This is a genomic window from Cyclobacterium roseum (assembly GCF_010119225.1).
GTDB lineage: Bacteria > Bacteroidota > Bacteroidia > Cytophagales > Cyclobacteriaceae > Cyclobacterium > Cyclobacterium roseum.
On record NZ_WNKF01000009.1, the window covers coordinates 22,967 to 49,790 of the forward strand.

At 45.3% G+C, this 26,824-nt stretch carries 20 protein-coding genes; 17 read left to right on the forward strand and 3 right to left on the reverse strand.

The features are described 5' to 3' along the window. Positions 1-2: 2 nt before the first annotated feature. The 15 genes from GJQ68_RS13565 to GJQ68_RS13635 all read left to right on the forward strand — a co-directional run bounded on the left by GJQ68_RS13565 (position 3) and on the right by GJQ68_RS13635 (position 22,700). The gene (locus GJQ68_RS13565; RefSeq protein ID WP_162417801.1) at positions 3-1,070 is read left to right on the forward strand and encodes a Gfo/Idh/MocA family protein; all 1,068 of its coding nucleotides are present in this window, start codon (positions 3-5) and stop codon (positions 1,068-1,070) included. Positions 1,071-1,153: 83 nt separating this feature from the next. Next, the gene (locus GJQ68_RS13570) at positions 1,154-2,419 is read left to right on the forward strand and encodes an enolase C-terminal domain-like protein (protein ID WP_162417802.1); all 1,266 of its coding nucleotides are present in this window, start codon (positions 1,154-1,156) and stop codon (positions 2,417-2,419) included. 490 nt (positions 2,420-2,909) lie between these two features. Continuing rightward, a complete protein-coding gene (locus GJQ68_RS13575) occupies positions 2,910-6,122 on the forward strand; it encodes a SusC/RagA family TonB-linked outer membrane protein (RefSeq protein ID WP_162417803.1) in 3,213 nt (1,070 codons plus the stop codon). 64 nt (positions 6,123-6,186) lie between these two features. Beyond that, positions 6,187-8,025, forward strand: a complete 1,839-nt coding sequence (locus tag GJQ68_RS13580) for a RagB/SusD family nutrient uptake outer membrane protein (protein WP_162417804.1) — start codon at positions 6,187-6,189, stop codon at positions 8,023-8,025. 30 nt (positions 8,026-8,055) lie between these two features. Then, positions 8,056-8,508 (forward strand): hypothetical protein, encoded by a 453-nt coding sequence (locus GJQ68_RS13585; protein WP_162417805.1) that lies wholly within the window; start codon positions 8,056-8,058, stop codon positions 8,506-8,508. Positions 8,509-8,663: 155 nt separating this feature from the next. Further along, a complete protein-coding gene (locus GJQ68_RS13590; RefSeq protein WP_162417806.1) occupies positions 8,664-9,479 on the forward strand; it encodes a sialate O-acetylesterase in 816 nt (271 codons plus the stop codon). 1 nt (position 9,480) lies between these two features. Further along, complete coding sequence (locus GJQ68_RS13595) at positions 9,481-10,497, forward strand: family 43 glycosylhydrolase (RefSeq protein ID WP_162417807.1); 1,017 nt, start codon at positions 9,481-9,483, stop codon at positions 10,495-10,497. 312 nt (positions 10,498-10,809) lie between these two features. After that, positions 10,810-12,198: an alpha-L-fucosidase gene (locus tag GJQ68_RS13600; RefSeq protein WP_162417808.1), complete on the forward strand. Its 1,389-nt coding sequence runs from the start codon at positions 10,810-10,812 to the stop codon at positions 12,196-12,198. Positions 12,199-12,202: 4 nt separating this feature from the next. Further along, entirely contained in the window at positions 12,203-12,922 is a 720-nt protein-coding gene (locus tag GJQ68_RS13605; RefSeq protein WP_162417809.1) for a GDSL-type esterase/lipase family protein, read from the forward strand. A 32-nt stretch (positions 12,923-12,954) separates the two neighbouring features. Next, the gene (locus GJQ68_RS13610; RefSeq protein ID WP_162417810.1) at positions 12,955-14,355 is read left to right on the forward strand and encodes an alpha-L-fucosidase; all 1,401 of its coding nucleotides are present in this window, start codon (positions 12,955-12,957) and stop codon (positions 14,353-14,355) included. 1 nt (position 14,356) lies between these two features. After that, positions 14,357-15,823, forward strand: a complete 1,467-nt coding sequence (locus GJQ68_RS13615) for a sulfatase (protein WP_162417811.1) — start codon at positions 14,357-14,359, stop codon at positions 15,821-15,823. Further along, a complete protein-coding gene (locus GJQ68_RS13620) occupies positions 15,823-18,120 on the forward strand; it encodes a glycosyl hydrolase family 95 catalytic domain-containing protein (protein WP_162417812.1) in 2,298 nt (765 codons plus the stop codon). The genes GJQ68_RS13615 and GJQ68_RS13620 overlap by 1 nt, the downstream gene beginning before the upstream one ends. A gap of 16 nt (positions 18,121-18,136) precedes the next feature. Beyond that, complete coding sequence (locus GJQ68_RS13625) at positions 18,137-20,857, forward strand: sialate O-acetylesterase (protein ID WP_202927941.1); 2,721 nt, start codon at positions 18,137-18,139, stop codon at positions 20,855-20,857. Positions 20,858-21,042: 185 nt separating this feature from the next. Then, the gene (locus GJQ68_RS13630; protein WP_162417813.1) at positions 21,043-21,693 is read left to right on the forward strand and encodes a TetR/AcrR family transcriptional regulator; all 651 of its coding nucleotides are present in this window, start codon (positions 21,043-21,045) and stop codon (positions 21,691-21,693) included. A 326-nt stretch (positions 21,694-22,019) separates the two neighbouring features. After that, a complete protein-coding gene (locus GJQ68_RS13635; protein ID WP_162417814.1) occupies positions 22,020-22,700 on the forward strand; it encodes an ERCC4 domain-containing protein in 681 nt (226 codons plus the stop codon). Positions 22,701-22,746: 46 nt separating this feature from the next. On the opposite strand, the gene GJQ68_RS13640 is transcribed toward GJQ68_RS13635, so the two are convergent. From GJQ68_RS13640 to GJQ68_RS13650, 3 genes are all read right to left on the reverse strand, one after another. Further along, positions 22,747-23,238, reverse strand: a complete 492-nt coding sequence (locus GJQ68_RS13640; protein ID WP_162417815.1) for a nucleotidyltransferase — start codon at positions 23,236-23,238, stop codon at positions 22,747-22,749. After that, positions 23,225-23,434, reverse strand: a complete 210-nt coding sequence (locus tag GJQ68_RS13645) for a hypothetical protein (RefSeq protein WP_162417816.1) — start codon at positions 23,432-23,434, stop codon at positions 23,225-23,227. The genes GJQ68_RS13640 and GJQ68_RS13645 overlap by 14 nt, the downstream gene beginning before the upstream one ends. Positions 23,435-23,595: 161 nt before the next feature. Beyond that, on the reverse strand, positions 23,596-23,733 hold the full coding sequence (locus GJQ68_RS13650) for a hypothetical protein (RefSeq protein ID WP_162417817.1): 138 nt from the start codon (positions 23,731-23,733) through the stop codon (positions 23,596-23,598). A gap of 616 nt (positions 23,734-24,349) precedes the next feature. On the opposite strand from GJQ68_RS13650, the gene GJQ68_RS23335 reads away from it, so the two are divergent. Continuing rightward, complete coding sequence (locus tag GJQ68_RS23335) at positions 24,350-25,267, forward strand: ABC transporter permease (RefSeq protein ID WP_235941505.1); 918 nt, start codon at positions 24,350-24,352, stop codon at positions 25,265-25,267. Positions 25,268-25,287: 20 nt separating this feature from the next. Then, positions 25,288-26,775: an FtsX-like permease family protein gene (locus GJQ68_RS23340; protein ID WP_235941507.1), complete on the forward strand. Its 1,488-nt coding sequence runs from the start codon at positions 25,288-25,290 to the stop codon at positions 26,773-26,775. Positions 26,776-26,824: the final 49 nt, after the last annotated feature.

The following is a 26,824-nucleotide window of genomic DNA, read 5'->3' on the forward strand; positions in this document are numbered from 1 at the left end:
ACATGCATTTTAACCAACGCCCGGTAATTCCTGAGAACCCGCTGCCGATTGTCATCATAGGAGCAGGCGGCATTGTGCGCGATGCCCATCTCCCTGCCTACGCCATGGCAAAATTCCCGGTCGCTGGTATCTATGATGTCTCTCCAGGCAAAGCGAAATCCCTGGCAGAATCGGTTGGTATGGTGGATGAGGCTTTTGATTCCCTGGATTTGCTAATCCAGAAGGCCCGGGAAGTAGGAGCTGTGTTTGATCTGGCCGTACCCGCCGAACAGATCCTGGAAATATTACCGCAATTACCCGATGGATCGGCGGTGTTGATACAGAAACCCATGGGTGAGAACCTGACGGAAGCGAGCGAAATTCGGGACCTCTGTCGAAAAAAGTCACTCGTGGCAGCTATCAATTTTCAACTTCGACATGCCCCATTTATGTTAGCGGCTAAAGATGTGATTCATCAGGGGTTGATCGGGGAAGTGTTTGACATGGAGTTTAAAGTATGTGTCTATACCCCCTGGGAATTATGGGAATTCCTGAAAAACAAACCAAGGCTGGAGATTTTATATCATAGCATCCATTACGTAGATACCATCAGGGACTTTTTGGGTAATCCTGCTCAGGTATATGCCAATACGATAAAACACCCCAACAATAGCGCATTGGCGGCTACCAGAAGCACCATCGTTCTGGACTACGGCAAGTTTAGGCAAGCCCGTATCCTTACCAATCACGGGCACGATTACGGATCAAAGCACCAGGAATCTTACCTTAAGATAGAAGGGACTCAGGGTGCTATTAAGATACAAATCGGGGTCTCCTTTGATTATCCCAACGGAAGACCTTCGACATTTGAATATTACAGCAAAAAAGCCAAAGAAAAGGGCTGGCAGGACGTTCCGTTGACCGGAGATTGGTTTCCAGATGCATTTATTGGCCCCATGGCCACCTTGCAGCAGCACTTTAAAATCCCTTCGGCAGTGCTTCCCACTGCGGTGGAAGATGCCCTCCAAACCATGCGTTTGGTCGAAAAATTATATGAATCGAATGAACAAAATGGATTGGCCTTCAACTAAACGGGGCTGAAAAGAACGACGCGTTGCAAGCCCCTTAGATACGTTTATCAACTACCGGGCAGCAACCTAAACATAAAAAATAAATGAACAAATCAATACTTATAAAAACCGGAAGATCTCAGGATGTCCAATTTGCCTTGGAAAATGGTGCCGGCTCTGACGCGGTTCATTCTACTCCCATTTATGCCTATGCCGTTTGCCAATTACAAACGGATACCAAGTTAGAGGGAATTGGGCTGGCCTTTACGCTGGGTGCTGGGAACAGGCTCGTCTGTGGCGCCATCGATTATTTGGTACGCCACGTTGAAGGCCGGGAAATAAATGAGCTTATGGCTGATTTTGGAACCACCTACAAAAAGATGGCCGAAGACCCCAACCTCAGGTGGCTGGGGCCCCACAAAGGAGTAGTTCACCTGGCCCTGGCCTCGGTGGTGAATGCCTGTTTTGACCTTTGGGCTAAATCCAGGTGCCAGCCCCTTTGGCAATTGCTGATAGAACTTTCTCCCGAAGAACTGACCAATACGCTGGATTTCTCCTATTACGAAGAAATCCTAACTAAAGAGGAAGCCATTCAGCTAATGAAAAAACAAGTGCCTGGAAAAAGTAGCCGGATGGGCATCCTTAAAACCGGCTATCCGGGGTATGACACTTCCATCGGCTGGTTTAATTATTCCGATGAACAGTTAACTACCAATATTAAAAAGTCGATTGATCAGGGCTTTACAGCCATAAAATTGAAAGTCGGCTCCATAGAAGAGGACAGGGATATTCGCAGGGCAGAACTGGTTCGCAAGGCGGCAGGGGCAACAGCGACCATTATGCTGGATGCCAATCAGCAATGGAACCTTCCAAAAGCCATTTCTACCTGTAAAAAGCTAATGGGAATTGATCCCTACTGGATAGAAGAGCCTACTCATCCCGATGACATTCAGGCCCACATTACCCTCTCAAAGGAGGTGCCGATTCCAATTGCGCTTGGAGAACATGTACCGAACAAAATAATGTTCAAAAATTTTATCCAATCTGGCTGCATGTCTTTTAATCAGGTGGATGCCGTTAGAGTGGGCGGCGTATCTGAATTTCTCCTGATCAGCCTACTGTCAAGGAAATATTCCATTCCGGTAGTGCCTCATGTAGGGGATATGGGACAGATTCACCAGCACCTGGTGCTTTTTAATCATATTTCGCTTGGCCATCCGGCCATTCTGCTGGAATACATTCCTCATCTAAAGGACTATTTTAAATTTCCTGCTCAAGTGGAGCGAGGAAAGTACAAAACCCCTCAAGAACCGGGCTTAAGTTCGGATTTCAAGGATTTAGTACAGGAGAAAACGGTCCTCTCCCGTTGATTTTTCCAATAATAGTCAGATCTGCAAAATTTCGTGAATTATATTTTATTAATCATTAGGTCGTTTGACCTAATATTCCTAATATTGGGGCAGATGCCCTAAGTTATGCCAATTGCAAACGCCTGTTTATGTGTTTTTTAGGGCATCTCTTGTCAATTGATTGGATGAGCATTCACCCCTAAATCCAGGGGCAGGTGCCACCCACTTAAAATGAAATAATGAAAAACCTCAGGTATCCGGACCCCCATTGAAAATTAACATTCCAGGGAAATCAATCCGGAGAATCCAGGATCAACGTGTTGAATAGCCGATAAATACATTCGAGTCAAACATAAATTTTAAGCGATGGCAGTAAAAAACCGAAACACCTCCTAAGAATCCGATGGGAAACCCGGATAGTTGCAGGGTGAAAATTCCTGATATCAGTCAGATAAAACACCTGAATAACAAGACCCTGCATTCAATTATTATAAACCTAACAGACAAAATTATGCTAGTAAAATTACTAAAAAGGGGCCCAATGCTGGCCCGGTATTTCATTTATGGCCTGGCAATCCAGTTGCTACTATTCCAGGAGGTAGTAGCATTCGGGGTCAACGAAAAAGATAAAAGCGATGCAATTCAAACCGCAACTACCGGTAATCTAGTTGCAGCTGTTTTGGTAGAAGGAAAAGTAGTGGATGAGGAAGGGAATCCTATTCCGGGAGCAGCTATCCTTGTAAAAGGCACCACTTCGGGTACCTCGACCGATATCGATGGAAACTTTTCACTGGATGTATCTGAAGATGCGGTTATTGTAGTTTCCTTTTTGGGATTTATCACACAGGAAATCGAAGTGGGAAACCAGACTGATTTTGAAATCACGCTCGTTGAAGACATTGCACAAATGGATGAGGTGGTAGTGGTTGGTTTTGGTACCCAAAAGAAATCGCACCTTACTGCAGCCGTGGAGCAAATAGGCAGCGACTTGATCGAAAACAGGCCTATTAACAGGTTATCCGAAGCACTTCAGGGAGCTGTTGCCGGTTTGTATGTGACCCCGGTTAATGGTGGACCTGCGCAGGAGTCAAATTTCAACATTCGTGGGTATACGGGATTTGGCCAGAAAGGCGGACCTCTTGTTTTAGTGGACGGAATCGAGCGTACCATGAGCGATGTCAATCCAAATGATGTAGAATCGGTTACGGTGTTGAAAGATGCTGCTGCTTCTGCCATATATGGATCAAGAGCTCCTTCCGGAGTAATTCTTATTACCACTAAATCAGGCTCAAAAGGTGAAAAAATACAAGTCAATTACAGCGGTAATTACAGTATAGGATCGCCCATAGGAATGCCCCAATGGGCCAATTCCTGGGAATATGCCGAAAAAATAAATGAGCAATACAGAAACTCATTACAAGCGCCTATTTATACAGAAGAGGCCATCCAACGAATGAGAGATCATGGTGCCGGATTAATCCCCAATAACATAATAACCGAAAATGGCACCTATGGCGCACACTGGGATATGAATGGCAACAGTGACTGGTTTGATATCATGTATAAAAGTGCTGTTCCAAGTCAACAACACAATGCCAGCGTTTCTGGAGGCAGCAACAACACGGGTTATTACGTAGGTCTTGGGTACAATGAATCCATGGGGCTCATAAAGGGTTCCGATGACAGACTGAACCGGTACAATGCGCTCTTAAAAGTAAATTCAGATGTTACGGATTGGCTTAGCCTCAGGATGAGCATGAACTATGTAAGAACAGATGAAACAGCACCCAATTATCGGGGAGGAGGACCAAATTACGGTGACATTTGGCAGAATGCATCCGCATCACTTCCCAATTGGAATGATTTAAATCCGAATGGGAGTCCCTCTTTTCTAAGTAGTGGTCCCTCATTGCGCGGAGAAGGCGGAACCCAAACCAATGAAAGAAACGAAACCACGCTTACCGGTGGGTTTACAGTAAAACCATTTAAAGGGCTTGACATTCGGGGAAATTATACCTGGAGAAACCTAACTTCCCACCTTGAGCGCAACACATTTGTGATTTTTGTGGAAGAGGCGGATGGAAGCATCCGAAATTCCGCCAGATCTGCACAGCAGAGTAGTGTGATCCGGCAAATGAATTTCACGAATTATCACACCGCAGACATCGTTGCTGATTACAATAAGCAAATTGGTAAGCATTCTATAAATGCCCTGGTGGGTTACCAGGAAGAGTATAATAATTTTTCTCGTTTATCCGGGACAGGTAGAGATTTGTATACCAATTCGGTACCCAGTATCAGCACCACCTTTAACCCCAACCCAACTGTGAATGACATGTTAACCCATTGGGCGACACAGGGTGTCTTTGGCAGGATGGCCTACAACTATGCGGAGAAATACTTTATCGAATTTAATGGCCGCTATGATGCGCATTCAAAATTTCCGGCAGCCATCAGGTGGTCCTTTTTCCCCTCCGTTTCCGGAGCATGGAATATAGCAAAAGAAAATTTCTGGTCGGTCAATAAAGTAGATGCTTTCAAAATAAGAGCCGCCTATACTTCTTCCGGCGACCCTGGATCTGGTAATTACCTGTACCTTCCAACCATGGGTACCGGTATAGGAAATGGGGATGTATTGCTTGGCGGAGTGAAACCAAACATGGTCTTTATGCCACCATTGGTCAGTTCCGATTTGACCTGGTCTTCCCCGCAAACGCTTGGCTTTGGTCTTGATGTAGTGGCCATCGAAAACCGGCTCGAGTTGACCTATGATTGGTACCAGCGTACCATTTATAATCAACCCGGCCCTGCTAAAATTTTACCAGAAACCATTGGAACCGGTTTGCCAAGTATCAATAACGCCGTTAGTGAGACCAGAGGCTGGGAATTTTCGATGAAGTGGAGAAACACGGGCCGGTTAGCTGGCAGACCAATTAATTATTCTGCAAGATTTAACATTGCCGATTACATCGGTTATGTGGTAGAATACGATGAAAACGTCAATGGACAACGAAATGGCACCTGGACTCCGGGGCAGGTATTTGGCCAGATTTGGATGTACGAGTCCAATGGTGTCGCACAGAATGTAGCCGATGTGGAAGCAAACGTCCCTCAGGGAGGCGGTTGGTATTACCCGGGAGATCTGATGATGAAAGATTTAAATGGGGATGGACAGATCAATGCTGGAGAAGGAGGCCGTTGGTATGCCAGAGGTGACCAGGTCATGGCCGGGTACAACTATGGGCGGTACCGGTATGGGATGAATTTGCAGGCCAACTGGAATGGCATTGACCTTTCAGTAACCTTTACCGGTGTACCCAAATGGATTACCTATACCAATAATTTCCACGTCATTCCTGCAGGAGTAAATATTTGGAACTCAAAATGGTTTACAAGCCACAGGGAGTTGGGTACCTGGACACCAGAAACACCGGACAATTATTTCCCCAGACATTCCTTTAAAACCTATGGGGCAAACGACCAATATGTAGAAAACCTGGCCCATCTCAGGGTTCAAAATTTACGTCTGGGATACAATCTGCCTAAATCGCTGTTGGACAGGGCGAAGTTGAGAAAAGTGTACATCTATACCAGTGCTGAAAACCTGGGAATGATCTATTATAAGTCAAATTTCAGGTATGAACCTGAAATAATGTCCAGATACGGTGGAAATGGTTATCCTCCACAGCGTCAAATTTCTTTTGGTGTAAACGTAGGTATTTAATATAAAAAAATTAACTATGAAATTTAATCTGAAATATATAAGGACATTGTTAATCCTATTTACAATGTCATTTTATAGCTGCGTAGAGGATTTTCTGGAAAGATATCCCTTAGATGCCATGACCGACGCGACCTACTTTACGTCGGCAAATGATTTAAAGGTAATGGCAAATGGCTTTTACAGGCTATTACCGAGGTACCATTTTCAAAGCCAGGGAAACGGCCCTATGAATAATTTCTTAGATGCCAATACCGACATTCAGGTGGGCACCGGTCCTTCCGGCTTTTTATTCCAAAGAGGAGCCTCCGGGCAGCCCCCCGCAACAGATGGTAGCTGGAACGGTAATTTCAACTGGATTAGACAAATTAATTATTTGATAAATAACGCAAGGCGCGTTGATGTAAGTGTTGAATCCAATCAATATACAGGAGAAGCCTATTTTTTCAGGGCCTGGGTCTATTTGAACATGTTGGAGCGGTATGGAGATGTTCCCATTTACACAGAAGTACTGGATACAGATAGCGAAAGGCTATATAAAGCGAGGGACTCCAGATACGAGGTAGCGGAATTTATCATCCAGGATCTGGACTCTGCGATTGTTAACCTGGGTTGGAAAAATTCAACTTTCGCAACCTCCGGACGGGTAACGAAAGAAGCTGCCCTGGTAATGAAAGCCCGGACAGCTTTATTTGAAGGAACCTGGGAGCGTTACCACGGATCTAAGAACACTCCCTTTGCCGTCGAAGGCCAGGATGGTAGTGAATTTCTGCAAATGGTAGAACCTACCATACAACAATTGATTGACCATCAGGGCAGCAATTTATTTACCAACGGAGGTCCCTTTAACGAGGCCTATAATCAACTGTTTTCCCAACAGGATGCTTCATCATCTGCGGGCGTGTTTCTATACCGCATCTACGATGTGAATGAAATTGTGGGACATAATTTCTACGATTTGGTAGTAGATAATGCACAGGCACTAACCTGGAAATTGGTTGGCAGTTACCTGGACAAAGAGGGGATGCCTCAAGAACTATCTTCCTTGCCCATAGACTATGCAAGTTTGAATAATCTGGGAGAAAACCTCGATCCGCGCTTCAGACAGTCAGTCTGGACTCCTGACAGAGGACCTCACCAGCAAATACAAGGTTACGGGACTACACCCACCCCGCTGCCATTACGATATCCCCAGCTTAACAATGTTTTCTCCGCAAATTATACCTCAACGGGCCTCCGCAGGTGGAAGGGAGCTATTTTAGATAATAACGAATGGCGAAATGGCTCTACCGATGAAGTTTTGATACGCTATGCAGAAGGATTATTGGCGCTGGCAGAAGCAAAAGCCATATTGGGTACGATCAATCAAAGCGATTTAGACAAAACAGTGAACCTACTTCGTGAAAGAGTAGGTATGGTACCCCTGTCGCTGGCTGAGGTAAATTCCTGGCCCATAACGTATTCGGCAGAAGAGGGCTTTGAGCCTTCCGAATCAAATATTGTGAATGAGATCCGGAGAGAACGATTGGTAGAACTTGCTTTTGAAGGACACCGGCAAAATGACTTGAAAAGATGGGCCGTCTTTCATCAGGTGATCAATGATTGGAAACCAAAAGGTGCCCATTACCTGGAGTTTGTTGATTATTACAATGATCCGTCAAAATTAGAGACAGATGGTGTTAATGCTGGCAATACGGGTATTTGGGCCTTGACGATGGGTGAAGACTTTGACATCTTCAGTGATGGGCACATAAACCCATTTTTCCGAAACCCGGATTTCAGGTCTTCCGGAGAGGGCTTCTTCATTGAACCAGGTCGTGTATACCTCGCACCCATACCCAGAAATGAAATTGAAGTATATAGCGATGCAGGATATGAATTGACACAAAATCCCGGATGGTTCTAAATTATAATTGACTTTCAAAAAATGAATATTATGAAAAGGAATATTTTAATCTTAATTATTTTAGCTGGGATCGGAATGCTCTATTCTTGCGAACCCAGGATAGATTTTGACGAAGGCCAATGGGGAGACACTGCCTTTATCACCAATGTAAATATATTTACCTTGCAAGCAGATGAGCATGAGCTTCAGGAATTTTATGAGAATGGTGAGTTGACACCAGCGCGCAGAAGACTCATTATTTCAACCGGAAATGCGGTGATTGAAGATGAAAATTTCACTGCTACGGTTACCGTACCCGCATCTGCGGACCTTACCAGGGCTGGTATCATCATTAATCACCAAAGCATGCGGGTAGAACCGGTTGGGTTTTCTCCGGTTGCTGGCATTATTACCGATTTATCCGATCGAGAATTTATTTACAAGCTTGTTTCAGCCGATGGAACGACACACGATTGGGTAATCAGGATTGTAGAAGAAGAATAAGTACTGAAATTTAAAATTAGTTTTCAAATAAAAAGCAATTCAAGCAGTCAAGTGTATCTTGGCTGCTTGATTTTTGCTTACCATTCAAGTAATTGCCTAAAAGAAAAGTATACAACTTCACAAAATCACCCATTTAATTGCCCTAAACATAACCTATGAACTCCCTTAAATTAGTGCTGTTTTTTTTAATGCTTCCCTGCTGGCTTGCCGCCCAGGAAACCGTTGACCTGTTTATCTGGGCCGGACAATCCAATGCGCAGGGATATATGGGTGATGCAAGGGAATACCCAAATGATGAAGAAGCATTGGATAATGGCATTTTATTAAACTACACTGTGTCTGCCAAAGAGAGCTCGAATGGGGATTGGATACCCATGCAAGCCCAAAAAGGAAGGTTTCCTGCTGGCCACTTTGGCCCGGAGGTGAGCTTCGCCCGGGAATTGAAAAAAGCCGGTTACCATCCTGCCATTTTCAAATATACCCGGGGTGGAACCGGACTGAAAAAGGATTGGAAATCACCTGGAGATGGGGGCATCTATGATGCCATGGTCGCAGATTTAAAAAAAGCCGTCGAAAACCTGGAGCAGCGTGGGCAGTTGGTTAACATCAGGGGCTTTATTTGGATACAGGGCGAAACGGATGCCGGAGAGGATGAAGCAGCCAAAAATTATGAAAAAAATTTAAGCCAACTGATCGCCCATTTGCGGTCCGAAGTAGTGAAAAACGAGGCCCTAAAGGTGATTTTGGGGGTAGATGAGCAACACTATTTTGTTGTGGAGCGGCCAATTGTTCTGGAAGCACAAAAGTCAATCGCCCGGGGAGACAAAAACATTGTTTTCACTTCCATGCTTGATCTTGAAAAGGCAGATGTAACCCATTTGACTTCGGCTGGATTGGTCCTTCATGGGAAACGTATTTTTAAAGGATTCAAGCAGGTAGAACCGAATCTAGATAACAATAAAACGTGGTAAAATGAGCAAGAAAAACTTTATGTGTTTGCTATTCCTGTTGTTGATTTCAACAAATGCAATCAACGCCCAAGACATTGAAACCTTTTTCAATAGTATGGAATTTAAATTCACCGAGGTGTCAGGAATAGGCTATGAAAAAGGAGTTACCCGCAGGGATCCCAGCGATGTCATCAAAGTCGGAGAAACCTATTACGTGTATTACACTAAAATACCCGATGCCCAACCAAAATATTGGGGCGCAGGGTATTGGGGAGCAAGTGTCTGGTGTGCCAAATCGGAAGACGAGGGTTTTTCATGGACAGAAGTAGGGCAAATGCTGGACGTAGGGCAAGATGGAAAATGGGATTCACAAGCAGTTTTTACCCCAAACATATTTTTTACCGACGGCAAGTACTACCTGTATTATACCGGGGTAAAGCCAACACCGGGAAACGCCAATGGCGAGTTTGAGAACAATAATATCAGTGACATCACATCGATTGGTGTGGCGGTATCCGATTCACCGACCGGACCTTTTAAGCGAATAGGCCAGGATCCCATTCTTAAAGTAAGTGTAGAACCTGAAAAATTTGATAGTTACCGGGTGGACGATGCTTCCTTGCTTTTCCGAAATGGATTGTATTGGCTGTATTACAAAGGCCGATCCATAATAGGGGGACAGGGCGGACCGGCACACACAGCCATGGGCGTGGCCTATTCGAAGTATCCGGAAGGCCCTTATACCAAATTCGGAAAAGAAATACTTGAAAGAAGCCACGAAGTATTCATTTGGCCCCAGGGCACCGGAGTGGGTGCCTTTGCTTCCTTATCGGAAACATTTGAATTTGCCCCTGATGGAATTGATTTTATGTCAAACAAACTTAATGCAAAGGTAAAGGAACGTGCGGTTGCCCCGGGAGGGTTTCGACCGGATATTACCAATCCTGTGGTGGTTGGCGAAGGATTAAAATGGGGCATATCCATGATCCACAACAAACACGAATGTTACCTGGTCCGTTTCGAATTGGTCTCCAAATGAAAAATAGCCCATTAATTATTCATCTTTAAACCCCCAAATACCACTGCGCAGGATAGTAGATTTGAATTAAATTAAAAATAAGACATAGTGACATCGAGCATTAAGGAACCCTCTCGCAGCATTTTAAATTTAGCCTTTTCAGAAAGAAAATGGCATTTCGATTTCACGCAGCGGTCGCGGCGAATCCGCAGCGTTCGCCGCGTGAAAAATTTATCCTTTAACATTGGTAGGGATGAGTGTCATCCTTTCAAGATTCCAGCCCTACCTTGGGTAAGGGACAAGTTTAACCATTGAAAAGCAAAACAATATCATATGCAATTGAAAATACTCTTAGTAGCGTGCTTCTTAGTCCATGGATTAAAAAGTTGGGGACAAACAGAAGTCCCCATTCCGACGCAAGCCCAATTAGAATGGCAACATGCAGAATTGGCTGCCGTCTTCCATTACGATTTGCATGTTTTTGATGGAAAAGCCTATAACCAGGCAAAAAACAGGATTACCCCCATCCCCGACTACAACATCTTTAATCCAACGAAACTGGATACGGATCAATGGGTCAAAGCCGCCAAAGATGCTGGCTTTAAGATTGCCATCTTAACGGCAACACATGAGACCGGTTTTGCCCTCTATCAGAGCAAGGTCAATCCTTATTCATTGAAAGCGGTAGAATGGCGGGAAGGAGAAGGGGATATTGTCCAGGACTTTGTAAATTCATGTCGCAAATACGGTATTGCTCCTGGTATTTACATTGGGATCCGTTGGAATTCCTTTTTTGGCGTGCATGATTTTAAAGTGAATGGGGATAATGAATTTGCAAAAAACAGACAGGCCTATTACAATAACATGTGTGAGGGAATGGTCGAAGAGTTGACTTCCCAGTATGGTGAACTGGCCATCATTTGGTTTGATGGAGGAGCACATGGCCCCGAAAAAGGAGGACCGGACGTGCTATCCATTTTTGAAAAGAACCAACCCAACGGCATTTTCTACCACAATACCCAACGCGCAGATATCCGCTGGGGAGGAAGTGAAAGTGGAACGGTCCCCTACCCGAGTTGGGGTACATTTCCCTTTCCTTTCTCGCATGCTGCCAATCAGGAAGTCGTTCTTAAAAATAATTTTCAACTACTTAAGGAAGGGGACCCAGACGGGAAGCATTACATGCCTGCAATGAGCGATGCACCATTGCGTGGGTATAATGGAGGCCACGAGTGGTTTTGGGAGCCGGATGATGAGCAACATATCTATCCACTGGAAAACCTTATGGACATGTACTACAAAAGTGTCGGGCACAATACCACCCTGATTATGGGGCTGACGCCTAATGCAGATGGCTTGCTGCCCCAGGCCGATGTGGAGCGTTTGAAGGAATGGGGAGCCGAAATAAAACGACGGTTTAGCAATCCCTTGGCAGAAGCTTCTGGAAAAGGCAAAAAGCACAGGCTTAAATTAAAAAAATGGACCCCCATCAACCACATCGTTTTGCAGGAAGCGATCGCCCAGGGCGAAAGGGTAAGGGAGTTTAAATTAGAAGTCAAAACCAAAAAGGGCTGGCAACCTATTTTTGAGGGTTCCGTTATCGGACATAAATTTATCCATAAATTTGACGAAATGGAGGTGGATGCGGTAAGGCTTACAATCGCTGAATCAAAAGGAGAACCACTGATACACCGTTTTAGCGTATTTCACATCAAAGAGTAGACCTATGAATCGGATAGAAACCTACTTCCCCACCATTATTCTTTGCTCCCTCCTTTTACTCCTACTATTTGCTTTCAGAGACGTTACCAAGGAAAAAATAAAAGTAGCCAGTATCGGGGATAGCATTACCTACGGTGCACGCCTGGATAACCCCGACAGCGATTCCTATCCCGCCCAATTGCAAAAGCTCCTTGGGGATGATTATGCCGTGGAAAATTTTGGTGTGGGAGGTTGCACCCTAATTAGAAAAGGCATTCCCACCGTTTGGAATGAGTTGCCCAAAATAAAGGCGGCAAACCCGGATATCATCGTCATCAGCCTTGGCACCAACGATACCTGCGGCTATGGTACTTGTGGAGACCGTAAGTGCTGGGAGTACAAGGATGAATTCGAAAAGGATTACCGGGACCTCATCGATGAACTTTCCCAACTCCCATCTGATCCGCAAATCTTCCTATGCGCACCCTCACCCATGGTGTTGGAAACCCCTGGCCTGGATGCTGAACGGATAGCCGGGCTGAAAGTCCGAAAACCCAGACTTCAAGAACTTATTAGTATGACAAAAAAGGTGGCAATGGAGAAGAATGTATCCTTCATTGACCTCAATGAACCATTGGACCATCGACCGGAACTGTTTACGCTAAGCGATGGCGTTCACCCGAATAAGGAGGGTTACGAGGCCATTGCAAAATTAGTAGCAATGAAACTCACAGGCCATAAGTAAATAGAATGATGCCATTTAATTTTAGAAAACCGATGTTAAAAACGATGCTATTTTCCCTGGGCTTATTTCTTGCCCTTTATTTGAATACAACTGCGCAGCAGCAGGTTCCCATCCCTACACCCGCCCAACTACAGTGGCAGCAGGCCGAACTGGCAGCATTGGTTTGCTGGGACATGCATGTATTTGATGGTGAATTTTATGTGCAGCCCAAAGCAAGAATTACCCCGGTAGAAGATTACAACGCATTTAATCCACTAAAGTACGATATGGATCAGTGGATCCGGTCCTTAAAAGATGCCGGATTCAACATTGCCATTTTTACCGTAAGCCATGAGACCGGCTTCTTTTTTCACCAAAGTAACGCTACCCCCTACTCCATGAAGGCCTTAAAATGGCAGGATGGACAAGGAGACATCCTTCGGGATTTCAAAGCAGCTTGTGAAAAATACGATATACTCCCGGCCGTCTATATCGGTACACGCTGGAATGCCTTTTATGGCGTGTACGACTTTAAGGTGCAGGGAGACAATGAATTTGCCCGCAACCGACAAGAGCACTACAACCGAATGATCGAAAAAATCGTGGAAGAAATCTTTACCAATTATGGCGACTGGGCAATGGTTTGGTTTGACGGGGGCGCACATGGTCCTGAACAAGGAGGGCCGGATGTACTCTCCGTTTTTGAGAAACACCAGCCAAACAGTATTTTTTACCATAACCTCCAACGGGCGGATATCCGCTGGGGTGGCAGCGAAACGGGTACGGTACCCTATCCCAGTTGGGGGACATTTCCCTATCCGGCAATTGGCGCCGGTGAAAGTACCCGAAAGGAAATTGCAGCCAATAATTTTGCCCTTCTGAAGACCGGAGATCCCAACGGCAGCTATTACATGCCTGCCATGAGCGATGCCCCCTTGCGAGGACATGGCGGCCACGATTGGTTTTGGGAACCCAATCGTGAACATATTATTTATCCGCTTGAAAACCTGGTGAAAATGTATTATAATTCAGTGGGTCACAATTCTACATTGATCCTGGGCGTGACGCCCAATGCGGATGGCTTGATGCCGGAGCCTGATGTAAAACGGCTAAAAGAATTTGGAGAGGAAATCGATCGGAGATTTTCCACTCCCCTGGCCCGGATTTCGGGAAGGGGAAACAATATTTCCCTTAGCCTGGAAAAGGCGCAAACGATTGACCATATTATATTGCAGGAAGACATATCGAAAGGGGAACTGGTACGCGAATTTATATTGGAGGCCGAAATAATTGGGAAGTGGACTGAGGTTTATAGGGGCTCTTCCATTGGCCATAAGCACATCGTAACCATAGATCCGGTACATACGGATAAAATTCGGTTTGTGGCCAGGTCATCCAAAGGCGAGCCCCGGCTAAAATCCTTGGCAGTCTACAAAATTGATCCTCCACAGTAATATGATTGCACAGTTACTCCGATTCACCTTTCTATTGGTACTGTTCCCATCTGTAGGCCACTCACAGGCTGCACCTGCAGGAGATGAGCCACCAAACATCCTTTTTATCCTGGTAGATGATTTAGGATATCATGATTTGGGATATACCGGAAGCCGCTTTTATGAAACCCCCCATATCGATAAGCTAGCTGCAGAAGGCATGAGCTTTACCAATGCCTATGCCGCCAGCCCCATTTGCTCCCCCTCCAGAGCAGCCATTCTGACGGGAAAATACCCGGCTCGGTTAAACCTGACCGACTACATTCCTGGCAACCGCCACTACGGTCCCCATCCCGACCAAAAACTGGCTTCCCATCCCTTTAAACTATTTCTTGATCCCGAAGAGACTACCCTAGCGGAAGCCTTTAAATCAAATGGATATGCCACCTTTTTTGCGGGAAAATGGCATTTGGGAGAAAAGGAAATGCACTATCCGGAACAGCATGGTTTTGAGGTAAATGTGGGTGGCAATGCTACGGGTCACCCTGCCGGAGGGTATTTTTCACCCTATGCAAACCCGCAACTGCCCGATGGGCCGGAAGGAGAGTACCTTACGGATCGCCTTACGGAAGAAACCATCCGGTTTATAACCAAAAAAAGGGAAAAGCCTTTTTTTGCCCTCCTCTCCTATTATACCGTTCATCTGCCTTTGCAAGGGAAGGAAGAAAAAGTAAAAAAGTATCAAAATAAACGCCAGCAAATGTCATTTGAAGGAGCGGCATTTGACCAGCAAAATCAAACCTATCTAAAAAATCATCAGGACCATCCTACCTATGCGGCCATGGTAGAAAGCCTGGATGAGAACGTGGGCCGTCTCCTGCAAGCCCTTTCCGAAGCCGGGCTCGACAGCAATACCCTGGTTATTTTCACCTCGGATAACGGCGGGATGGCTACCAGCAACCTGGCCGAACAAATCCCCACGTCCAATGCCCCCCTGCGAACCGGAAAAGGTTATTTGTACGAAGGAGGCATCCGGGTTCCACTTATTTTCCGCTGGCCAGGAGCCATAAAAGAAGGAAGCACACATGAGTTTCCCGTTACCGGTACCGATCTCTTTCCCACCTTTCTGGAAATGGCGGGTTTAAATCCATTGCCGCATCAGCACCGGGACGGAGTAAGCCTACAGCCCCTGCTGAGGGGTAAAAGTATGGAAGAGCGGCCTATATTTTGGTATTATCCCCACTATAGTGGGGGTCTTGGAGGTCGACCTTCGGCTGCCATCCGAGAGGGGCAGTATAAACTGATTCACTTTTTTGAAAGCGACCGATCGGAATTATACGGTCTGGAAACCGATCGAGCCGAAGACTCCGACCTAAGTAATTCGTTCCCTGAAACAAGAAACCGATTAACTAAAAAATTACAACACTGGATGAAGGAAATGGCAGTACAATTACCGTATCCAAACCCATCCTATCAACCTGAAAACTAATGGAATTCAAAAAATTACTTGGTCTAGCATGTATCCTATATTGTGTGCTTTCGATGGACGGCTGTCATGAAAAGCAAGCCGATCAAGGCTCACCCTTTTATATGGAACGCAGCTTCTCGGACCTGGCAAAGACCTGGGACGAAGGCATACCCCTTGGCAATGCCATGCTGGGCGCCCTAATCTGGCAAAAGGAAGGCAAACTGCGGTTTTCCCTGGATCGGGCAGATCTTTGGGATCTGAGAAACATGGAAAACCTGGACTTTGAAAACCATGATTTCGACTGGGTGAAAAATCAATGGGAAGCTAACGAATACGATGCTGTACAACGGCAATTTGACATCCCCTACGATACCCTTTCGGGCCCATCCAAAATTCCCGGTGCTGCCCTTGAATTTGATATTGCTGAATTAGGCGAGGTGGAATCTGTCAAATTAGACCTTCAAAAAGCGACGTGCGTCATCCGCTGGCAAAACGGCACGGTCTTGCGAACCTTTGTACATGCTACCGAACCTATTGGTTGGTACCGTTTTGAAAATCTCAAAGTTGACCTGTTGCCAGAAATGGTGCCCCCTCCTTACGTAGGAGCCGGACCATCAGAAGCCCTGGACCCGGTCAGTGGACAAGACCTGCGAAGGTTGGGATATCCGGCCGGCGAACTTTCCCAGGAAGGAAATACCCTGACTTATGAGCAGGAAGGATGGGACGGATTCCGGTTTCAGGTGAATACCCGATGGGAGAAAACAGCAGATCAACTTGAGGGATTCTGGAGCATCAGTTCAAGTAAGAAAGACCAGGAAACCGCCGATACCGCCTCGGAGATCACTGAAAAAGCTTTTGCCAAAAATCAGGATGAATACCATCAGGAGCACCTTACCTGGTGGGATGACTACTGGAAGGCATCCTCCATTACCCTTCCCGACACCCTTTTGCAGCAGCAATATTACATGGATATGTACAAACTGGGTGCTGCTGCCAGACAGGGAGCACCACCCATTTCCCTGCAAAGCGTCTGGACGGCGGACAATGGTAAATTACCGCCCTGGAAAGGGGATTTCCATCATGACCTCAATACCCAATTAAGCTACTGGCCTACCTATGCAGGCAACCACCTGGAGCTGGAGCAAGGCTTTATAGACTGGCTCAATCAACATCAACCCACCTTTGAAAAATACACCCGGGAATATTTTGGAACGGATGGATTGAATGTGCCCGGAGTGACCACGCTGGAGGGAGACCCTATGGGCGGCTGGATACAATATGCATTCGGACCCACCGTAAGTGCCTGGCTGGGACACCACTATTACCTGCATTGGCGGTATACGATGGATAGACAGTTTCTGGAAGCCGAAGCCTATCCCTGGATCCGGGAGGTCGCCGTTTTTCTAAATGAGCTTTCCGTACAGGCTGATGACGGCAAAAGGAAGCTTCCCTTGTCTTCCAGCCCCGAAATCCATAACAACGATGCCCGGGCATGGTTTGACCAAATGACCAATTATGACCTGGCCCTGGTGCGTTGGACCTATACCACTGCCGCCGAACTGGCCCTGGAACTGGGCTATACTGATGAAGCAGCAGATTGGAATACCATGCTGGCCGAATGGCCCGATTATGCCACGGATGAAACAGGGCTAATGGTAGCACCTGACAATCCGTTAGAAGAGTCCCACCGGCATTTTTCCCATATCATGGCCATTCATCCCCTAAGCTTGATAGATCCCTCCAATGGAGAAAAGGATCGGGAAATCATAGAAAATACCATTGCCCATTTAGATAAGCTGGGATCATCCAACTGGACCGGCTATTCCTTTGCCTGGCTGGGAAACCTTAAGGCAAGGGCGGGAGATGGAGAGGGAGCCGCCATGGCCTTACGGGATTTTGCTTCCTCCTTTGTATTGCCCAACAGTTTCCATGTCAATGGAGACCAATCGGGAACCGGAAAGTCGAATTTTACCTACCGTCCCTTTACCTTGGAAGGAAATTTTGCCTTTGCTGCGGGGATTCAAGAAATGCTGATACAAAGTCACACTGGCGTGGTAAAGCTGTTTCCAGCCATTCCTGCAGACTGGCAAGATGTTTCTTTTAAAACCCTGCGCACCCAAGGTGCATTCCTTGTTTCTGCAACTAGAGAGAATGGAAAAGTGGACAAAGTGGAGATTTCCTCTGAAAAGGGGGGAGAAATAATTTTTGAAAATCCGTTTGGTAAAGATCAATTTTCATCTGATAAAGAATATATAAAGGATGGTCTGAATATAAAACTTACTTTAGCTGAAGGAGAGAAAGTAGTTTTTAACCGTTAAAAAGAGAGGCATTAGCATGAAGTGTTTCAGCGCAATCACCGGTATTTTCCTGCATCTTCTGGTTTTGCTACCGATCGATGCACCTGCACAGAAGGCCCTGGATCTTTTTATCTGGGCGGGCCAATCCAATGCCCAGGGATGGATGGGTGATGCTGCTAATTACCCGGAAGAAGGGAAGAAGCTGGATGAATCGATTTTTTTAAACTGGACTTTTGTGGACAACCAAAGTTCCGGTGGTAACTGGGTTACGATGCAACCTCAGCAGGGAAGGTTTCCCCAAGGCCATTTCGGGCCGGAGGTAAGCTTTGGTCGTGAACTCAAAAAACTGGGCTACAACCCTGCCATTTTCAAGTACACCAAGGGCGCGACCGGCCTTGCGCGGGACTGGAAGTCTCCCGGAGAAGGCGGTATTTATGATCGTATGACCGAAGATTTGAAGTCGGCTATAAAAAAACTGGAAAAAAAGGGTTTTACAGTAACCGTGCGTGGGTTTATCTGGATTCAGGGTGAAACCGATGCTGGCAATGAAAATACGGCCAAGGAATATCAAAGTAACCTTAGGGAAATGATTCATGATTTGCGCCGGAACGTAATAAATGAGCCCAATCTGAAAATCATTCTTGGAGTGGATGAACAGCATCCCTTTGTGAAAGAACGTCCGCTGGTAGTGGAAGCTCAGAAGAAATTAGCCGCTGAAGATTCTACTATTTCATTTACCAGTATGAAAGGCCTTTCGAAGGCCGATGCCACTCACCTTACTCCGGAAGGGTTGGTAGCGCATGGAAAACGAATTTTTGACGCGTATCTATCGCTCCTTCCCGAAAACGAAAAATCACAACTCACAACCTTTCCGGGCGAACAAACGGAATGGAATGGATTTGTGCGGCATACCTTTCGGTTCGAAGGCAGGGATGCCCATGTCACCTTGCCGGAAAAAGCCCTTCGCGGTAATCCCTGGGTCTGGCGGGCACGTTTTCCGGGATGGCACACGGAAATGGATAGTTTACTGCTTTCCGAAGGCTTTCATTTGGCCTATGTTAACACGGACAACATGTATGGCAGTCCCACTGCGGTGGCGGTTTGGGACCGTTTCTACCAGTTCCTGACCACCGAATGGAAGCTCCATCCAAAGGTTTCGCTGGAAGGGGTAAGTCGTGGCGGCTTATTCATTTACAACTGGGCAACACGCAACCCGGAAAAGGTGAACTCCCTATATGCCGAAGCTCCGGTAAGCGATTTTAAGAGCTGGCCGGGCGGTTTTGGTGGAGGCAAAGGCAGCCAGGTCGATTGGGAACGGCTAAAAGCCGCCTATGGATTTACTTCGGACGAAGAAGCCCTGGCATACGCAGATCATCCGGTGGATAACCTCGAGGCACTGGCAGCGGCAAAGGTGCCCATTATACACATGATTGGATTAAACGACCAGGTGGTTCCGCCGGAGGAAAACACCTTTGTCCTGGTTGATCGCTACATCAAACTCGGGGGTCCTGCAACGGTCGTCCCCTGTACCGACGGAACGCAGGCGTTATTCGGGCATCATTTCCCCATTGAAACACCCCGACTAGGTGCCGATTTTATTAGATACCACACGGAATTACCCAAACCTTTGCTCAATGCTGAAAGCTACCACAAGCAGCGGCAGGGTATCCGAAACAGTCTTTTGAAATTTCAGCAGGAGAAAAAAGGACGGGTGGCTTTCCTTGGTGGATCCATTACGTATAATGGTGGCTGGCGCGACAGTGTCTCGAATTACCTTCAAAAACGTTTTCCTGATACTGAATTCGAATTTATTGAAGCAGGCATTCCTTCCATGGGATCCACTCCGGCTGCTTTTAGGCTTGAACGAGATGTGCTTGCCGGTGGTTCGGTAGATTTGCTGTTCGTGGAGGCGGCAGTAAACGATCCATCGAACGGCAGAAGCCGTCAGGAACAGGTCAGGGCAATGGAAGGAATAGTTCGGCATGTTCGACGGAATAATTCCGCAACAGATATCGTCCTCATGCATTTTGTGGATCCTCAAAAAATGGAGGATTACCGCCTGGGACAGGTACCGCAAGTGATTCAAAATCATGAAAAAGTGGCCGCTCACTACAATGTCGCAACCATTAATTTGGCAAAAGAAGTGACCGACCGCATCGATGCGGGGGAATTTTCATGGGAGGCTGATTTTAAAAACCTCCATCCCTCACCCTTTGGGCAGGGGGTTTATTTTCGTTCCATGAAAACATTTCTTGAGAATGCCTGGGCCGGAACCGTGGCGGAAGATGACAAGATTGAAAGTTACATTTTACCCGAACCAATTGATGCCGCAAATTATGATAAGGGGGTATTGGTTGAAACCAAAAAGGCCCGAATACCTACCGGCTGGCAGCTGGTTGAAAACTGGAAGCCTGCCGATGGAAAGGGAACCCGGGCCAATTATGTGGATGTCCCCATGCTTATCGGTCAAAATGCGGGTGAAACACTGGAATTTACTTTTAACGGGAATGCGGTTGGCATAGCTGTCGCCGCCGGACCTGATGCAGGCATGATCGAATACAGAATCGATAACAGTGACTGGCAACGGCAGGACCTTTTCACCCGATGGAGCTCAAACCTGCATCTACCTTGGTATTACACGCTGGCCGCAGGATTGCCTGAGGGTGATCATGTCTTGCATATTCGAATAGCAGGAGAGAAAAAACCACCAAGTAGCGGAAACGTGTGCCGAATAAGGTATTTTTTTGTCAACAGGTAGATATCATAGAAAAAAATGAGATTGAATAAAACCAATGCGCCAGAGTATTTTTGGGTTCTAAAAACGGGGAAATAAACGATAGGTTAGGAAACTAACGGATCTTAAATGTAGTGTTCGTATCTGAGTTTTTTTACTTTTGTTTGGAGGAACGGTTATTTAGCCAAAAAGTCTGTAAAGCAGTGAATATGAAGAAAAAAAGCAAACCTAGTACCAAGCAGCGGATAATGGAAACCGCCATTGATCTTTTCAATAAAGATGGTGTCCAAAGCGTCACCAGCCGGCATATTGCTACGGAGATGGGGATAAGCTACGGCAACTTAGACTATCATTATAAGAATAAAGAAGCACTCCTGCTGGCCATTTACAAGCAAATGAGGGACGAGATGTCCGATTCTTACACTTCAGCGGACCCGACTACCGGCAGTTTTGAGCAGATTCACCGGCTTTTATTGCACTTAGAATCCTTTCAATATAAGTTTCGATTTTTTAATTTGGATGTTTTAGAAATATCCCGTTCCTACCCAAAAATCAACCGCCTTCTAAAAAACACCTTCAGGATCCGAAAAGAACAAATGGCTGAAATGCTTAAACAGGCCATTGCCGATGGTTTTTTTATAAAAAGTACGGAAGAAAACATCGGACAGCTCCTTTTGTCCATCCGGATCACTATTACCTTCTGGCTTTTGCAGGAAGAATTGCTTTCGGATGCGGAATCTAAAAAAAAGGACAGTAGCATGTCTGCGCATATCTGGCAGCTGCTGATGCCTTATATGACAGAAAAAGGAACCAGGCTGTATAAAGAACTTATCGGAGATGCGGATTTAATTAATAAATAATCCATTTCCCTGCATCCATTCATAAGTCGGAAAAAATTAATTTATGCAATGGGCATCGAACTTATGGGTAACAAGGATTTTAAAACCATTACAAAAGTCCTCCCATTCCTTATCGTGTTCAGATAAGGTTTCATTTATCTTGCCTGGAAATCGAATGCTCCCCACTGTGATGCGAATCGAATAGTCCCTATTCCAAAGCAGGTTACCAATTAGTTGATTTCGAAAATTTTCCCATTCGATGCGGAGATTAATGCATTGAGTTAAATCAAGGATTGCAGTCATTCCCTAAAATTTGTACATTCAGGAAGGGAATCACTGCTTTTTCTATGTCCAGGTTGCTAAAGTCTTCTTTCTACTTTCCGTTGCAGGTTACCATCGATGACCGGGAACCAGCCCTGATGGGCGAGGAATTTCGGAAATTGGGTAATCTGATCATACACCGCCAACGACTGATGGCAGGAGACTATCTTTTGGATGGGGACTTGCTGGTAGAGCGGAAGACGATTCCTGACTTTTGCCAATCCATAAAGGATGGCCGATTGTTTCAACAGGCGAAAAAACTAAGCAACAGTTCCGTACCTGCCTGCCTGATTCTGGAAGGAAAAAGCCGGCATTTTAGAGAAACGGATTTTTCCCAACAGGCCATTCAGGGGCTTTTGCTATCCCTTTCCCTGGGATTCAGAATCCCAATAGTGAGGACAAAAAACCCCGGAGAAACAGTGAGGGTCATGTTGCAATGCTTTAAACAACTTACCAAAGACCGGCCGGAAAACGTGAAATTTTATCGCCGGCCTCCTTCGCTGAAAAAGAAGCATCCTCCGCTCCAATCGCAAAAAATCCAACTACTGGAAAACCTTCCTGGTATCGGGCCATATAAGGCAAAAAGTTTGTTGTTGGAATTCGGCAACCTCCAGAGGGTGTTTACCGCAGAGGACACAGAACTCCGGAAGGTACCGGGTCTAGGAAAAAAGACGGTAGAGCGGTTAATAGATGTTTTGAAGAAGTAGCTTGAATAGGTGAAGATCTCCCTTAAAGGGATAGCTGTACTTTCTCTTATTTCCCAGGATTTAATTTATTTTTGTATTGTTTTAGAAATGCCAGGTCCTCCCGATCACGCTCCTTGTTTCTTCCCTTTACGGCAGCTTCTTTGAGCAAAATGAGATCATCCAATGCAACAATTTTGATCTCCAATCCATCAGAGCTTTTCGTCTCTGCCCTTTGATAGGCATATTTAAAATCTATTGTGTCAAGCTTTTTAAGGATTTCGATTCTTAAAGGAGGCTTCCCGATTCCAATCATTTTTTCCACCAGAAACATTTCTTCTTTGAGATCGGCTTCATCAATACCAAAATCGATACAGGCTTTTAACGCCCTTTGGGCATTTTCCTCTGTGGCATGAATAAAAATATCCAAATCTCCCGTACTCCTGATATAACCATATGCTCCCATTGCAAAGCCTCCGATCAAGAGGTATTCCACCCCATGTTTGTTCAGGGCTTCTATGAAGGATCTAAAACCCTCCGGGAAGCGGTTATTTTGATTCATCAGCTATGTAATAAATGGTCTTTTCCATGGAATGATCGTAAATATCAATCCCCGCCAGCGAGTAATTAAATGCCAGAACCTGGAAGTAGCGTGTAATGTTCTCATCAAGAGTGGAATTGACTGCCTGCTCAACGAGCATTTCCATATCCTTCTCTTCATCAATGTAGTAAATAGGTAATTTGGATCTATTCGCCATATTTGTCATTCAAAATTTAGCAATTGCTTCATTAAATATACAAAAAAGGATGGTTCTCTTATGTTTTTTGAAATCATAGTAAAATCCAACTTCAAGGTATTTTATTCTCAGACGGATTAAAGCTGTAATTTCAGAAAGACCAATAGAAAATCCTTGGGGATTTAACCTTCTGGAAATGCCTCGTTTCTCACCTGAACCTCCATTTGCTCCAATGCTTTTTTTAGGTTCAACCAGGTCTTGGTTTTTAGGGTGCTGGCAGCGTAAATTTTTGTTTGATAATCCTCTGTGATCAACCTCATGCGATAGGGACCTTTGCCACCGCTTTCGAATATAATCTCCTTTATGTCCCTAAAGTTATACACATGCTTTTTCCAGAAAAAAAAGTGGTTTTGAACGATAAAATAGTCGTTTGACAAGCCAAAATAAACATTAGCATAAAACTACCTAAAAACAACAATAGATAATCCCCCACTTCAAAATCCGGTGTTCCCCATTTTCCGTAGAAATCCAGGATCACATAAATCCCAAATCCGCCCATTAGTAAAAGCATTAGGACCAGTAAAAAATAAAATCGAAAGAAATGCCTTTTGGTTATAAAATGCTCCATTTAGAGATTAAAATAAATTTCTATTAAACTAATGTATTATTTCACAAATCCCAACTTTGTAAGTGCAAAAAAGAAATAAACAGCTATCGTCATGCTTGAAAAGAACTTCAACCTTTGCAGCAAACGCACTCCAAGGCATCTTGGCTTTTGCCCGTGAGCGAACAAAACTGTCCGCAAAACGGTAGGTTTTTCCTTGAAATAACCTATTCTTGAGCCAATTGTCCCCATTTTGAATTGGCACTAATATAGAACAACCTGAAATGGTGTTGAGCAATTCTTATCCGACTAAACCACCAAAGGCAAAGAACATGATAAAACATTACTTCAAATTATTTCTCCGAACCTTCAGGAAAAAGCCCACCTATACCCTTATCAATATTTTCGGTTTGGCAGTGGGCATGGCCTCCAGTATATTGATCTTCCTGTTTGTACAACATGAATTCAGCTATGACACTTATCATGAAAAGTCGGATCGCATCTTTCGGGTATCCAGGGCCTGGTATAATCAGGACGGGGCAGTCAGCCTGCACCTGGGCCACGCGGCTCCCCCTTTTGCTCCGCTGCTTAAATCTGATTTTGAGGAGCAGATCGAGGAAGCGGTCAGGGTAATGAATACTACGGTAATCATGCGTGATGAAGACAAGGTGTTTAAAGAAGAGCGCTTCTTTTTTGCCGATCCTGAGCTGTTTGAGATTTTTACCTGGAAGTTGCTGAAGGGCAGTCCAGCTGATGCCCTTTCATTTCCAGATGGTTTGGTGATCAGTGCGTCCATGGCAAAAAAATACTTTGGAGACAAGGATCCTATGGGTAGAGCCCTTGAATTAAGGATCGGGTCCGAAATATACAATGGTCAAGTCCGGGGGGTCATGGAAGATATCCCCGACAATTCCCATTTTCAGGCTGATTTTTTTGCCTCCATGGAGCCTGTGGTTGATTTTTATGGTGGGTATGAAGCTATGATGGCCAATTTTGGAAGCAATAATTTTGCAACTTACCTTCTACTTGAGGAAGGTGTGGATCCAGATGAAATAGGTGGACAATTACCTGACTTTATCGATCGCCACATTGCTGCCAGCGGCCAGGGAATACCCGCCTCCAAAGGGACCCAACTCTTTTTGTGGCCTTTGACGGATATCCATCTGTATTCCAACCTCGACTCTGAGTTGGAACCCAATAGTAACATTGAGTATGTATACATATACGGAGCCATCGCATTTTTTTTCTAATGATTGCTTGTATCAATTTTATGAACCTGGCCACTGCCCGTTCTGCCAAAAGAGCAATGGAAGTAGGTCTTAGGAAAGTGTTGGGAGCAGACCGACAGCTTTTGGTCAAGCAGTTTATGGGGGAAACTATTTTTATGACAGTGGCGGCACTGCTCATCGCCCTGCTGCTTGCCTGGTTTGCATTGCCCTATTTCACTAGTTTTACCGGAAAGGATTTGAGCCTAAACCTGATCGATCATCCCGAATACCTGGCAGGTTTTGCGGGAATAGTGATCTTGGTTGGTTTGATCGCCGGAAGCTACCCATCACTGTTTCTTTCCGGGTTTCAGCCTGCGAGTGTATTAAAAGGGACCTATAAAATCGGATCCATTCATGAAAAACTAAGGTCATTTTTGGTAGTTGGCCAATTTGCAATTTCTATTGGATTGATCGTAGCGGTATTGGTGGTGATTAATCAGTTGGAATACATGAAAAACAAAGACCTGGGATTTGAAAAAGAGGAAATCGCCATCCTCCCGGCATTTGAGGAATTTTCCGACAATATCTCCGTCTTGAGAGACAGGTGGATGCAGCATCCCGGAATCGAGGATGTCGCCCTTGCAAGCAGAATACCATCAGGACGGCTCTTGGACTCCCAGGGAACCCAGGCAGAACTGGATGGTAAATTGACTGCTATCAATACCCGAATAGCCGATGTACATATCAGCCATTCGTTTTTCCAAGCATTTGGCATGGAGATCATCGAAGGCAGGGATTTTGACAAACTACTTGCGAGTGATTCCAGTGAATCTTTCATTCTCAATGAATCGGCAGTAAGGGCAATAGGTTGGGTTTCATCAGAAGCCGCCATCGACAAGCCATTTATTTATGGCAACAGAAGAGGACAAGTCGTAGGAGTGGTGAAGGATTTTCATTTTGAATCGCTTCACCAACCCATTAGTCCGATGGTATTTATGATTCCAGATACCCGAATCAACCAGGTGGCCATTAAGTTAAGTCCAACAGACAGGGAAGCGGCATTGGCTTACCTACGTGATGAATGGCTGTCCACGCGCCCTGACTATCCCTTAGAGATTTCTTTCGTGGCAGATAAATTTGACGAGCAATATGAGGCAGAAGAGAAAGTGGGTGCAGTCTTTGGTTTTTTCGCCGGTTTAGCCATACTTATTTCTGTTTTGGGACTGTTTGGCCTTTCCGCATATGCTACCGAACAACGACTCAAGGAAATTGGGATAAGGAAAGTGCTGGGGGCTAGCAGCTTGAATATCGTTTCCCTTTTGGGAAAGGACTTTTTGAAATTGGTGATTATTGGATTTATTATCGCAGTTCCTTTGGCTTGGATGGGTATGAGTAAGTGGTTGGAAAATTTCGCGTACAGTATAACCGTTTCCTGGATGATCATTGCTATTTCAGGTTGCCTGGCCGTATTGATTGCTGCTGCCACGGTCAGTTCCCAGTCTTACCGGGCGGCTTTGGTCAATCCGGTGGAGACGTTTAAGAAAGAGTAATTGGCTATTGCCTACTAAATCCCATAAAAATGAGGCTGTTTTTCCAATT

Coding starts and splice junctions, on each gene's coding strand:
- GJQ68_RS23335 (WP_235941505.1), top strand. CDS start 24,350: ATGATAAAACATTACTTCAAATTATTTCTCCGAACCTTCAGGAAAAAG.
- GJQ68_RS13615 (WP_162417811.1), top strand. CDS start 14,357: ATGATTGCACAGTTACTCCGATTCACCTTTCTATTGGTACTGTTCCCA.
- GJQ68_RS13580 (WP_162417804.1), top strand. CDS start 6,187: ATGTCATTTTATAGCTGCGTAGAGGATTTTCTGGAAAGATATCCCTTA.
- GJQ68_RS13610 (WP_162417810.1), top strand. CDS start 12,955: ATGTTAAAAACGATGCTATTTTCCCTGGGCTTATTTCTTGCCCTTTAT.
- GJQ68_RS13605 (WP_162417809.1), top strand. CDS start 12,203: ATGAATCGGATAGAAACCTACTTCCCCACCATTATTCTTTGCTCCCTC.
- GJQ68_RS13575 (WP_162417803.1), top strand. CDS start 2,910: ATGCTAGTAAAATTACTAAAAAGGGGCCCAATGCTGGCCCGGTATTTC.
- GJQ68_RS13570 (WP_162417802.1), top strand. CDS start 1,154: ATGAACAAATCAATACTTATAAAAACCGGAAGATCTCAGGATGTCCAA.
- GJQ68_RS13565 (WP_162417801.1), top strand. CDS start 3: ATGCATTTTAACCAACGCCCGGTAATTCCTGAGAACCCGCTGCCGATT.
- GJQ68_RS13600 (WP_162417808.1), top strand. CDS start 10,810: ATGCAATTGAAAATACTCTTAGTAGCGTGCTTCTTAGTCCATGGATTA.
- GJQ68_RS13585 (WP_162417805.1), top strand. CDS start 8,056: ATGAAAAGGAATATTTTAATCTTAATTATTTTAGCTGGGATCGGAATG.
- GJQ68_RS13650 (WP_162417817.1), bottom strand. CDS start 23,733: ATGAGGTTGATCACAGAGGATTATCAAACAAAAATTTACGCTGCCAGC.
- GJQ68_RS13625 (WP_202927941.1), top strand. CDS start 18,137: ATGAAGTGTTTCAGCGCAATCACCGGTATTTTCCTGCATCTTCTGGTT.
- GJQ68_RS13640 (WP_162417815.1), bottom strand. CDS start 23,238: ATGAATCAAAATAACCGCTTCCCGGAGGGTTTTAGATCCTTCATAGAA.
- GJQ68_RS13630 (WP_162417813.1), top strand. CDS start 21,043: ATGAAGAAAAAAAGCAAACCTAGTACCAAGCAGCGGATAATGGAAACC.
- GJQ68_RS23340 (WP_235941507.1), top strand. CDS start 25,288: ATGAACCTGGCCACTGCCCGTTCTGCCAAAAGAGCAATGGAAGTAGGT.
- GJQ68_RS13635 (WP_162417814.1), top strand. CDS start 22,020: ATGTCCAGGTTGCTAAAGTCTTCTTTCTACTTTCCGTTGCAGGTTACC.
- GJQ68_RS13590 (WP_162417806.1), top strand. CDS start 8,664: ATGAACTCCCTTAAATTAGTGCTGTTTTTTTTAATGCTTCCCTGCTGG.
- GJQ68_RS13645 (WP_162417816.1), bottom strand. CDS start 23,434: ATGGCGAATAGATCCAAATTACCTATTTACTACATTGATGAAGAGAAG.
- GJQ68_RS13595 (WP_162417807.1), top strand. CDS start 9,481: ATGAGCAAGAAAAACTTTATGTGTTTGCTATTCCTGTTGTTGATTTCA.
- GJQ68_RS13620 (WP_162417812.1), top strand. CDS start 15,823: ATGGAATTCAAAAAATTACTTGGTCTAGCATGTATCCTATATTGTGTG.